This is a genomic window from Streptomyces cinnamoneus (genome assembly GCF_002939475.1).
Lineage (GTDB): Bacteria > Actinomycetota > Actinomycetes > Streptomycetales > Streptomycetaceae > Streptomyces > Streptomyces cinnamoneus_A.
Genome location: NZ_PKFQ01000001.1, coordinates 5336038 through 5346751, shown reverse-complemented (window position 1 = coordinate 5346751; position 10714 = coordinate 5336038). Strand labels below are relative to the sequence as shown.

The window sequence follows — 10714 nt, the reverse complement described above, 5'->3', positions numbered from 1 at the left end:
CATCGGATGAGCACACCCCACGCCTCCGCCACACGCATCGACCACGACCGCCTCACCCGCCTCCTCGGCGACCCGGACTGCGCCTGGCTCGTGGACCGGGCCCGCAGCCGCATGGAACGCGGCGAGCCCCTCGCCGGCCCGGTGACCCTGGCCGCGCCCACCGCCGGCGAGCGGGCCGCCGCCGAACGCCTGCTCGGTCGCGCCCCGGGTTCCGGACGCTCACTGAGCGTACGGCTCGACACGGTCGACGCCGTCCTGCGCCGCTCCGGAGTGAGCCCCGAGGGCCTCGGCGCTGCCGTCGTCGCCCTCACCGGGCCCGTCGTCCTCCTCAGCGACGTACTCAAGCAGGAGGCGAACGCCTGGCAGGGCGCCTGCGCTCCGCTCACCACCCTGGGCACCGAGCGGCCGGAACTGGCCGGCTGGAGCGAGCAGACCATCCGCAACGGTCTCGTCCGCCGCCTCGCGCGTACCCCGGACGCTGCCCATACCCTGCTCACCGCCACGACGACCGCCCTGCGGCAACTGCCCGCCGAGCCGCCCGTCTCCCTCCCCGCCTTCGCCGCCCGCACCCTGGGCGACGCCCACGCCCTGGACGACGGCACCCCGCTCGCCACCCTCGTCCTCTCCGGCATCCGCGCCCTGACCGGCTTCCCCGACGGCACCGGGGCCGAGTGGCGCCGCGAAGCGTGGGCCTCCGCGGGCCTGCTCAAGGACGCCCTGTCCTCCACCGTCCTGACCTTGGGCCTGCGCGGCACCCCCGCCCTCGACTGGGCCGCCGACGCAGGGGAACCGGCCGTGCTCACCCTGCGCCAGCTCACCCGCACCCCGCCCCTTACGGCGCCCCTGGTGGTGTACGTCTGCGAGAACCCCACCGTGCTCGCCACCGCGGCCGACACCCACGGCCCCGCCTGCCCGCCCCTCGTCTGCCTCCAGGGCCAGCCCTCGGCCGCCGCCCTCACCCTCCTGCGCCACCTGCACACCCGCGGATCACAACTCCGCTACCACGGCGACTTCGACTGGGGCGGCATACGCATCGCCACCGCCCTGCTGCAACGCGTCCCCTGGCGCCCCTGGCGCTACACCGCCGCCGAGTACCGCACGGCCGCCACCGCCGCTCCCCTGGCACCACCCCTGACCGGCAAGCCCGTCGACGCCCCCTGGGACCCGGAGCTGCGGCCGGCCCTCACCGGCCTCGGCGTACGCGTCGAGGAGGAGACCGTGCTTGACGACCTCCTGGCCGACCTCGCGCCCTGACACCTGTCACCGCCGGTCCGCGACGGGTCGCAGCGGCCTTGAGGCTGCCTTCGGCCGCCGGCTCCTCACACGGACACCGTTCAAGGGCGCCCGGCACCGCACGTGCGGCAACTCCGACAACGGCACAACGACAAGAGAAGGTAGGACGAAGTGGCACAGAGCGACTCTCCCCAGTCCCTCCCCCCTGTCGATCTCGAAGGGCTGGTGGCGCGAAGCGGGGATCTCAAGAGCGAGCTGGTGGCCTTCGCGCAGAGCCCGCGCTTCGCGAGGCGGCTGGATGCCCGACTCGCCGAAACCGAGGACCGGCTGGGCTTCCTCGACGAGGGGAGCGCCATCGCCACGATCGACCACTTCGCGCTGCAACACCGGCTGGCGGACGGCTCCACCGTGGTCGAGCGATTCGTATCCCAGCGCCGACCACCGCTGACGCGGGACGAGCGCGCCACGCTGCTCGGCTGGCGCGACGTGATCGAGGGGCTCTTCGAGGTACGGGGCGGGGACCGAGGCGCCGTCCTCCTGCACAACCTGCTCGACGACCTCGTCTACCGAGTCCGCTCCAACCTGGGGCCACGCGCCCTGAGCAAGCTCCGCAAAGGCATGTTCGCCACCGCCCGCCTCGTTCCCCTCCACCCCCGCACCGACGTCTGGCTGGTCAGCGGCAACCTCACCACCTACCCGGCCGACGACGGCCCGGAGCTGGCGCAGGCCGCCACCCAGACCCTCTCGGCCAATCCGCAACTGCTGCGCCGCAACCCCGAGATGCTGCGCAAGGGCTGGGAGATGCAGGCCGAGGCCCGCGCCGACTTCATCGCGCTGTTCGGCACCGACATACTCGTCCTGGACCCCGGCGAGGCACGGGACCAGCTACGTGAGTACCACCAGCACCGCCAGGACAAAGCCCTCGCCGAACTCGACGACAGGGCCACCGCAGAGGCGAGGAGCAGCGGACCCTCCCTCGACGAACTCAGCACCCTGCCCGAAGGCCTCCTCGACGCGGACACCATCGCCGTCATCTGTGACGAGACGGAAGGCATCTGCTACTACGCCGACTTCGGCCGCCTCGACGCGCTGTTCACCGATCCCGCCCTGGTCGGTGACCGCGCTCACCTGGCCCTGCTCAGGGACTACCTGAACGACGACTCCGTCTCCCCCATGGTCATTCGCCGTCTGGTCCAGCGGCATCCCGCGAACGCGGACGCCGTCTTCCGCTCGCTCCTGCGCAAACCCGCGTTCTCCTGGGAGCGGGACGGGGAGGAGTTGCTGCGGCGCCGCAAGAAGAGCCACTACGACCGAGAGCCCCTGCCCAGCATCACGCCGGTCGGCACCCGCCTCGCCGAACTCCTTCGCTCACAGAGGCGGCACAAGGCATGAGGCCCAGCACCACGGAACTCGACGCCATGGTCGAGGAGGCAATCGTCGACGCCTACGACGAGTACGACCAGCTCACCGCCTTTCACGCGGTCATCGAGGACCACCTCGCCCTGCCGTTCGACACGACCGTGCTCGGCGTCGCGGCAACGGTCACTGCCATCGAGCTCCGCCCTGGCCACGGCCTCGTCGCCCTGTGCCGACGCGGCAGATACCGTCAGGCAATCGGCGTCCTCGACCTTCCCAGGCCCGAACCCGCACCTGAGGGATGGGCCTGGGTGGAGGCGTACCGGCACTGGGCATCCTGAGTCGCGCCTCCCTGGCCTCGCCGCGACCGGCGGCTCGGGCCGGCGCCGGGGGCGCCGAAAGGGCGCCCGTTGGCTTGGGTGCGGCTCCTGGCCTGGTGAATTCCGCTGGACGTGGTCTGCACCCAGTCATGGCCTCCGCCGCTCACCGAGCCGTGCCAGTCCTTGAGCTCGACGAGGAACACCCCGGCCGATGAGGTGACCAGCAGGTCCACCTCACGGACATGCCCGCTGTTCGCGGTGAACACGAAGTTCGACCAGGCCCGCCACGGCTCCTCGTCCCGCAGACGCTTGCGGATCGCGTCCAGACCGCGGCGCTCGTGCTCGTACCCGGACTCGGTGACCGTTGTCCACCGGCCTTCCAGCATGCGACTCCCCGCCTATGTCCGTCTGCGCACCTATGTGCCTGCCGCGAACTCCGCCTCCGCGGCCAGGAACGTGGGGCCGCCCCCGCAGTGAGGAATCTTATGAGGGCGGCACTGACACCACGGTCAGCGACGTGCATGACGCACATCGGACGCAAGATCAATGTGCAGTGCGGGCACTATGGGCGCCACCTGCGCACTTTCGGCACACGCCCGCCGATCCAGGGGGCCCGAGGTCGCCACCGCCGGAGATCTCGCCTTATGGCATTTGAAATGCCATACTCGCGTCATGGCTGATGACGGCACCGACTTCCCTCCCGGCAACGGCCCCACCAGCGGCATCTCGATCTCTTTGACCGCCGGCACCCTGCAGGCGATCCGTGAGCGCGTCGGCAAGCGCGGTGTGTCCGCGTACCTGGAGAGGGCCGCCCAGCGGCAGATCGAGCGCGACAACCTAGACGAGCTGATCGCCGACTTCGACAAGACCCACGGCCCCGCCGACCCGGAGGCCGTGGCCGCCAAGCGGGCCAAGCTCACCAGTGGCACCTCCTCCGATGCCGGGGCAGCCGCGTGAGCGGCGCGCTCATCCTGGACAGCGAGGGCCTGGCCAAGGCCGTACAGCGCGACCGCGAGGTCCACGAATGGCTCACCGCCGCCCGCGACGCCGACCTTCCAGTGATCACTTCGGCCGCGGTTCTCGTCGATGTGATCCACCCCCGGATCAACGACGCCGCCCTGAAGTGGACGCTGTCCCGGCTGCGGGTCGAGCCGGTCACCCAGGCCCTCGCCCAGTCCGCCGCCGATCTGCTGCGCACGACCGCGCTACACGGCCACAAGTACGCCATCGACGCCATGCTCTGCGCCACCGCCCTCGCCCAGCCCGGACGCGTCACGATCCTGACATCCGATGTCGAGGACATCACCATCCTCACCGCCGACCACCCGCGCGTGACCGCCGAGAAGGTCTGACTCCCTCCTCCACGGACCCACCACGCTCGCCGCCACCATCCTGGGCGCAACGGGACCGGTCACGATCGTCACCTCGGCTCCCGCGGGAGCGGGCACCGCCGTGATCAAGGTCTGACGCACGGCCGTGACGCCGGAGGACAGGCTCCGTCCTCCCCGTCAGTACCTCGCTTACGACCTCGTGCGTGGTGGTGATTGGGATGTCGTGGGCCATGATGCGGCGTTCTGCTGACCGTGATCGTCGGGGACCGATGGCGGTTGATGTCCTGTCGGCGGTTTGCTGTGCGGTCAGGGGTGCGGCGACGGCCTGGACGGTTTCGGGGAGGTGTTCATGTCGTCCGTGGTGGCGGGCGAGTGAGCGCCAGTTCTTGAGGTGGGCGATGCCGTGCTCGACGGGGCTGCGCCGTGAGGCATGCTGGAAGCGGGCGGCTTCGTGGTGGGCCATCAGCCATTGCACGTGTTCGAGGTGCTTGCCGCGTCGTTTGCGGGGCGGGGTGACGACCTGTCCGCAGGTCTGGCCGCCGAGCCCCTGGTAGCCGGCGTCGGCGAGGATCCGCAGGTGGATGGTGTCGGCGAGGAGGTCGACGATGCCGGCCTGGCGGGCCTGGGTGATGTCCGCGCAGCTGCGGGGTCCGTCTCGCCGCAGAACAGCAGGCGACCGCGGGTGTCGGTGAAGACCAGGGCTTTCATGGCGTTCTGCTTGCTCTTGCCGGAGACGAACCGGTCGCGGCCGGGCCGTCCGGCGGCAGGGTGGCGGACCGGATCTCGGTGGCGTCGATGATCGCGGTCTGGCCGGTGGCTCTGATGTGGGCGATCACGTCGGCCAGGGTCCGCAGGCGGAGGCCGGCTTCGACGGTGCAGCCCCGCTCGGCGAGCAGCGGCCGTACTTCGCCGACGGCCCGGGTGATGGTCGAGCGGTCGACGCCGAACCAGCAGGCCAGCACGTCGAGTCCGCTACTTCGATCTTGCAGCAGCGGTCGAGGCCGGCGAAGCCCAGCACACCCTCTGGCCGGACCTTACGCATTCGTGGCCAACGAAAGCATTGGCGGCACTGCCCCTCCAGGACTACCGTCCATGCCCTCAAGGATCAACTTGCCGATGCACCCAGCAAGTTGGCGTACGCGCGCATGGGCATCGGGGGATCATGACGGGCTTAGGTGTCGCACGGTTTCGCTGTGCCACGCTGGCCGTGATTCTGGCTACAGTCCTGGCGGCATGCCACTCGCAGCCGGAAGACAACCATGTAATGCCCTCGGCCAGTGCCATGAAGGTCCGCGATGCATGGGCCCGGGTTCAGGCACAGAGCGTGGGCGGTTGCACTCCCAGCCACTGTGCCCAGTATCTGGCGGACACATTAGGGGCCGTTGACGCCCTCCTCGTGGCAATGAAGGGCAGCCCTAAGGGGGCCGATCATTTCCGCGAACCTATAGCGCTGATCGAAGATCTCCATAAGAGAATTCCGCAGAGGTCCGCGACTCAGCCGGAAAGGGACCGGCCTCTTATCGAATCCACCGTATCCCGGCTTCAGGCATTCATGAGCCGTCACCCCGACGACTACAGATAGGGTGAAGGATACAGAGATGGTATTCATGCGCATAAATCGCTTAGCCAAGACGGCCGCAGCCGGAGCGGCGGCCGTGACCCTGGTTACGGCATTCCAGGTTCCAGCGCATGCTAACGACAAGGACGGTAGATGCGAGTACGGGGAGGTGTGCCTGTACGAGAACAGATCCTGGCAGGGAGGCCTGTTCGACGACAACGGGTGGTTGCAGGACTATGCCGGCTACACCTTCTCCCGCACCGGGGATCCCATAGACAACAACGTAGCCTCCGTCATCAACAATAACGGCAGCATGTACTGGCGGGGATGGCAGTACAGGGGGAACTCAGGCTGGCATTTCGATGTCAACAAGCGCGGCCAGTGCGGTGAAGGCTGCGACCACTTCGACAGGTGGTCTGAACTTCCGCCAGGGATCAAGAATGCTCTCAGCTCCCACGAGTGGTACTACTAAGAAAGAGGCGTCCGGTGAAGACGGTTAAGTATGCGGTTATCGGTGGCGCCATTGCGGCGATCGCACTCGGAGCTTCCGGGTACTCTATCGCGCAGTCATCGTCAGCAGGTGCGAGCAAATCCGACCAGGTCGGCATCCCCTACCGGGCAACCCTGAATGACTTCACCTTCCCCTTAGAGAACTACCGGCTTTCTGACGCCGACCAGAGAAAGGTGAACGATGCTGTCGACGCTCTCACTTCCCGCTGCTTGCAAGGTTTTGCCATAAGTTACAGTCCGAGGACCCGCAGCGATTTTACGGACACACACAGCAGGATCTACGGCGTCACCGACGAAGCCCAGGCCAAGTCCTTTGGGTATCGCTCACCGGCTGCGGTTCAGAAGGTGGCCCCGCAGGATGCGGTTGAGGCGCCCCACCATGCGGCGGTACGAACTGGCGCCGTGGACACGTACAACAACAAGGCTGTCCCCCCTGGTGGTTGCATGGGCGAGGCCAGTCGCCAGATCTATCGCGGGCAGCACGCCGGCCTGCGCGGTCTGGCTGACGGGTTGATCTTCCAGGCCAGCGACCAAGCCCAGCGCGATGACCGGGTGCGAAAGGTCTTTGCCGACTGGAGCGGCTGCATGAAGAGCAAGGGATTCTCTTACAAGACTCCCGTTGACGCGATGAGCGGCCTCGCAGCCGACAATGGCGCTGCCGCAAGGGACGAAAAGTCGGCCGCGGTCGCGGACGTGCAGTGCAAGAAGCAGAACAACGTCATCGGTGTCTGGTCTTTCGTTGAAGCCGGCTACCAGAACAAAGCGATCTCTGCCCATCGCTCCGACCTCAAAACGGTTCAGGAAGATTTGCAGAGCCTGTTGGCCAATGCTGAGCGTGCCCTCGTAGCAGAAAAATCGACTCGCTAGCATTCTTCTCATTCATTCGGGGGGCTAGCAGCAGGGTCTTTGAGAAGTGGTCTTGTGTCCGGGTTCGTCAGGCCAGCCCGAGGGTGGTGAGGGGCCGCTGATAGTCGCGGCCGGTGCGGCGGAAGGCTGCGGCGATGTTGGTGTGTCCGTCCTGGCGGTGGACGCCGATGGCGAGGTTGCGCAGGCTGGCCATGGTGCGGGGCAGATCACACCGGACCGCAGCCAACTCCTCAGCCATCACACCCGACCACGCACTACTAGGGTCTGCCTCACCACCCTTCCGGGGGCCTACCGGAGTGTGTGCAGGGCCGACCGCGTGGTCCGCTGTTCGCACTGATCGCGCGAACAAGAAAAGGTGGACGGCAAGTGAGGGCTCGGATCGGGTACGCCGCGTGGGTCGCGGGAGTTGTGCAGTTCTTCGTGGCCCACGGCACCGTCCAGGCGGCCTGGGCGCAGCCTTACAGCTGGGCTGCCAACAACGTCAGCGACCTCGGCAACGCGCACTGCGCCATGCAGCCCGACCCCACGCCGCGGTACATATGCTCGCCCGAACACGGGCTGATGAATGGCTCCTTCATCGCCTTGGGAACGCTTCTGCTCCTCGGCGTCGCCCTGACCGGCCGCGCCCTGTGGCGCCAGGGCCGGGCCGCTGCCGCGGCGCGGGTACTGCTGGCCGGAGCTGGGGTGGGGTTCGTTCTGGTCGGACTGGCGCCGGCAGACGTCAACGAGAACTTGCACATCCTCGGCGCCCTGCTGATCATGGGTACCGGCAACATCGGTCTGCTCCTGGCGGCATTCGGCCTGGCGGACAACGCCCCCGCGCTCCTGCGCCGGGCCGCGGGTCTGCTGTCCGTCCTCGCGGTCGCGGCCTTCGGGCTGTTCCTGTCCCACCACTACCTCGGCCTCGGCATGGGCGGCATGGAGCGGGTCGCGCTGCTGCCCCTCCTCGCCTGGTCGTTCACCGTCGGCCTCCGCGGCCTGCTGCGCCCGGCCGTCCGTGCCTGACCGGGGCTTCCCGGGCGTCAGCCCGGGAAGCCCCGGGCCAGGGCGGCGATGCCGACAGCGCCGAACGGATCGCGAAGGACAACGCGGATTTCCGTGGCGCTCTACGCGAGGCGCCCTACGAACCCTTCACCCGCCCCAGGGTCTTTGAGAAGTCTCGGGGTGGGCGGTTCGCCTGCTGAGCGATGATGTGACGACTTGTCGGCTCGTGGTGGTGACGGGTCCTGGAAGCATGCAGGCATGGCCGCCTGGTGATCATGTGGGTGTCGAATCCGTATGAGCGCCGAGCGAGTCCATGCCTGCCCGTCCATCTTCCCTCATGCCGTCCTGCCTGGAACGGTTGGGGGACACTCCTGGCCCCGTCGCACCGGAAGCCGTTACTGACCTGCGGCTATACCTGAATGACGTGCCTGACCCGCGAGCCCGTCGCGGTATCCGCCACCCTTGGACGGCCCTGCTGACCGCAGCGGCCGCAGCCGTCCTTGCCGGCGCCACCTCGATGGCCGCGGTTGGCGACTGGGTCACGGACGCGCCGCAGCGCGTCCTGGCCCGGCTCGGGTTCTGCCCCGACCCGCTGACAGGCCTCATCCGCCCGCCGCACCCCACGACGATCCGCCTCGTCCTGGCCGCAGTGGACGGCGACGCCCTGGACAGGGCCATCGGCCGCTTCCTGCAGAGGCGCAACGGCCCGCCCACGAGCCGACCAGTGATCGCTGTCGACGGGAAGACCCTCCGAGGCTCCCGCGCCAAGGACCAGCCGGCCACTGCACTGATCGCGGCGATGACCCACCAAGGCGACGTCCTCGCCCAGATGCACCTCGATGCCAAGAGCAACGAGATCCCGGCCTTCGCCCCGCTCCTGGACGGCATCGACCTGACGGAAGCCGTGATCACCGCGGATGCCCTGCACACCCAGCATGAGCACGCCGCCTACCTGCACGAACGCGGTGCCCACTACCTGGCCGTCATCAAGAGGAACCACCCCACGCTGCACGAGCGGGTCCGTCGACTGCCCTGGCGCGACATACGCCTGGACCACATCGAGCGCGGCCGAGCCCATCACCGCGACGAGATCCGCCGCTTGAAGACCGCCGCGTTCGCCCACCTCGACTACCCCCACGCCCGCCAGGCCCTCCAAGTCGTCCGCTGGAGGCGGGACCTGGGCTCCGGCAAGCTGACGATCGCACGGATCCACCTGGTCACCAGCCTGCCGCCCGGCGCGGCCACCGGCGAACAACTCGCCACATGGATCCGCGGCCACTGGAAGATCGAAAACCAGCTCCACCACGTCCGCGACCGCACCTTTCGCGAGGACGCCTCAAAGATCCGCACCCGGCACCTGCCCCGCACCATGGCCAGCCTGCGCAACCTCGCCATCGGCGTCCACCGCCAGGACGGACACACCAACATCGCCGCAGCCCTCCGCCGCACCGGCCGCGACTATCAGCGGCCCCTCACCACCCTCGGGCTGGCCTGACGAACCCGGACACAAGATCACTTCTCAAAGACCCTGAAGGCTACGCGGACACCAGTTTCGTCTCCGACATGTCGTCGGGCTTCTCCGGCAACCTCGGCTACACGATGCCGGAAAACTGGGCCTTCGACCAGATCGCCACCAAGACGATCGGCTCCGGTGACAGCAAGATCGAGATCGACAACAACATCGCCTCCGGACGAGACACAGGACAGGGCGACTTCTACCCCGCTCCGTCCCAGAAGCTCGACATCGGCTTCAACCTGAGCTACTGGTCCGCCCTGCTCAAGGAGGCCGACGAGTACATGGCATCGATCGGGAGGCCCGGGGGCACGGGATACGTCTACACCCGGCAGCAGTGCCTCGAAACGATCATGAGCGCTGACGCAGCCATCTCCTCGGCGTCCCGCAGGTACCGCATGCGTAAGGCTCTCATCCAGACGTCGGCGTTCTGGGAGTTCTGCCACTACAGCTACAAGGATGTAGTCGAGGACGCGGGGGTGGTGCTCTACCACACCGGCAAAATCCCCGACTGGGGCAAGGACCTGCCGGGCGTCAACAAGTTGGTCGACAGCAGCACCGGCGTCGCCAAAGTGTCGGGGCGTACGTGCATCCTGTCGCGGAACAATTCGATCCGTTCAGGGCTCCTGGAGGGCGACATCCTCGATGCGACCTCCGAACGCGACAGATGGGCGATGTGGCAGAAGGTCAACCAGGACAACGTGTTCAATCTGAGCACCATTCCACACCTGCACATCTGGGCAGCCGACGGCAAGGCAGGCGACCATGCCGAGGCCCCTATACGCCGCCCGGCACTCGACTACACCGACACCGAGACCTTCGAAATCCTCCGCCGCTACCAGGGCTTCGGCGACCAGGCCATCTCCGACGCGAAGCTGCGGATGCCCCTCTACGCCATCTTCGAGAAGTACAACCGCATCATCCGCGAATCCTGACAGGTCATGATCACGGCATCCAACCCCTGGCAAGGACACAACTTCGCAGCCCTGCTCGCCATCCTGAGCACCGGCGCGGCGGCCCTGCTGAGCCTCACCGGGTACCT

At 67.8% G+C, this 10714-nt stretch carries 13 protein-coding genes and 1 pseudogene; 10 read left to right on the top strand and 4 right to left on the bottom strand.

Going from position 1 to position 10714, the window contains the following annotated elements:
• Positions 1-6 precede the first annotated feature (6 nt).
• The 3 genes from CYQ11_RS23990 (at position 7) to CYQ11_RS23980 (ending at position 2930) form a co-directional block, all read left to right on the top strand.
• Positions 7-1254 (top strand): TIGR02679 family protein, encoded by a 1248-nt coding sequence (locus CYQ11_RS23990; RefSeq protein ID WP_099202426.1) that lies wholly within the window; start codon positions 7-9, stop codon positions 1252-1254.
• A 150-nt stretch (positions 1255-1404) separates the two neighbouring features.
• Positions 1405-2625 (top strand): hypothetical protein, encoded by a 1221-nt coding sequence (locus CYQ11_RS23985; RefSeq protein WP_099202425.1) that lies wholly within the window; start codon positions 1405-1407, stop codon positions 2623-2625.
• A complete protein-coding gene (locus CYQ11_RS23980; RefSeq protein ID WP_099202424.1) occupies positions 2622-2930 on the top strand; it encodes a hypothetical protein in 309 nt (102 codons plus the stop codon). Before CYQ11_RS23985 ends, CYQ11_RS23980 begins: the two co-directional genes overlap by 4 nt.
• 68 nt (positions 2931-2998) lie before the next feature.
• Here the strand turns inward: CYQ11_RS23980 and CYQ11_RS30700 are convergent.
• A pseudogene (locus CYQ11_RS30700) lies at positions 2999-3295 on the bottom strand (NERD domain-containing protein); the annotation flags it as partial.
• 286 nt (positions 3296-3581) lie between these two features.
• Between CYQ11_RS30700 and CYQ11_RS23970 the strand changes: the two are divergent.
• The gene (locus CYQ11_RS23970; protein WP_099202423.1) at positions 3582-3866 is read left to right on the top strand and encodes a hypothetical protein; all 285 of its coding nucleotides are present in this window, start codon (positions 3582-3584) and stop codon (positions 3864-3866) included.
• The gene (locus CYQ11_RS23965) at positions 3863-4261 is read left to right on the top strand and encodes a DNA-binding protein (RefSeq protein ID WP_099202422.1); all 399 of its coding nucleotides are present in this window, start codon (positions 3863-3865) and stop codon (positions 4259-4261) included. The genes CYQ11_RS23970 and CYQ11_RS23965 overlap by 4 nt, the downstream gene beginning before the upstream one ends.
• Here CYQ11_RS23965 and CYQ11_RS30445 read toward each other — a convergent pair.
• Positions 4221-4823, bottom strand: a complete 603-nt coding sequence (locus CYQ11_RS30445; RefSeq protein WP_338105732.1) for a transposase family protein — start codon at positions 4821-4823, stop codon at positions 4221-4223. The two genes, CYQ11_RS23965 and CYQ11_RS30445, sit on opposite strands and share 41 nt — an antisense overlap.
• 121 nt (positions 4824-4944) lie before the next feature.
• Positions 4945-5202 carry a transposase family protein gene (locus CYQ11_RS29950; protein WP_205041822.1) on the bottom strand — a complete coding sequence of 86 codons (258 nt, stop codon included), beginning with the start codon at positions 5200-5202 and terminating at the stop codon, positions 4945-4947.
• Positions 5203-5838: 636 nt separating this feature from the next.
• On the opposite strand from CYQ11_RS29950, the gene CYQ11_RS23955 reads away from it, so the two are divergent.
• Together CYQ11_RS23955 and CYQ11_RS23950 are read left to right on the top strand one after the other, a co-directional pair.
• The gene (locus tag CYQ11_RS23955; protein WP_099202421.1) at positions 5839-6270 is read left to right on the top strand and encodes a peptidase inhibitor family I36 protein; all 432 of its coding nucleotides are present in this window, start codon (positions 5839-5841) and stop codon (positions 6268-6270) included.
• Positions 6271-6284: 14 nt separating this feature from the next.
• On the top strand, positions 6285-7175 hold the full coding sequence (locus tag CYQ11_RS23950; protein ID WP_099202420.1) for a hypothetical protein: 891 nt from the start codon (positions 6285-6287) through the stop codon (positions 7173-7175).
• 67 nt (positions 7176-7242) lie between these two features.
• On the opposite strand, the gene CYQ11_RS23945 is transcribed toward CYQ11_RS23950, so the two are convergent.
• Positions 7243-7413, bottom strand: a complete 171-nt coding sequence (locus tag CYQ11_RS23945; protein WP_240003682.1) for a hypothetical protein — start codon at positions 7411-7413, stop codon at positions 7243-7245.
• Positions 7414-7541: 128 nt separating this feature from the next.
• Between CYQ11_RS23945 and CYQ11_RS23940 the strand changes: the two genes are divergently transcribed.
• The 3 genes from CYQ11_RS23940 to CYQ11_RS23930 all read left to right on the top strand — a co-directional run bounded on the left by CYQ11_RS23940 (position 7542) and on the right by CYQ11_RS23930 (position 10607).
• Positions 7542-8180, top strand: a complete 639-nt coding sequence (locus tag CYQ11_RS23940) for a DUF998 domain-containing protein (RefSeq protein WP_099202419.1) — start codon at positions 7542-7544, stop codon at positions 8178-8180.
• A gap of 403 nt (positions 8181-8583) precedes the next feature.
• Positions 8584-9654: an ISAs1 family transposase gene (locus CYQ11_RS23935; protein WP_099202418.1), complete on the top strand. Its 1071-nt coding sequence runs from the start codon at positions 8584-8586 to the stop codon at positions 9652-9654.
• A gap of 68 nt (positions 9655-9722) precedes the next feature.
• Complete coding sequence (locus CYQ11_RS23930; RefSeq protein WP_240003681.1) at positions 9723-10607, top strand: hypothetical protein; 885 nt, start codon at positions 9723-9725, stop codon at positions 10605-10607.
• Positions 10608-10714 lie beyond the last annotated feature (107 nt).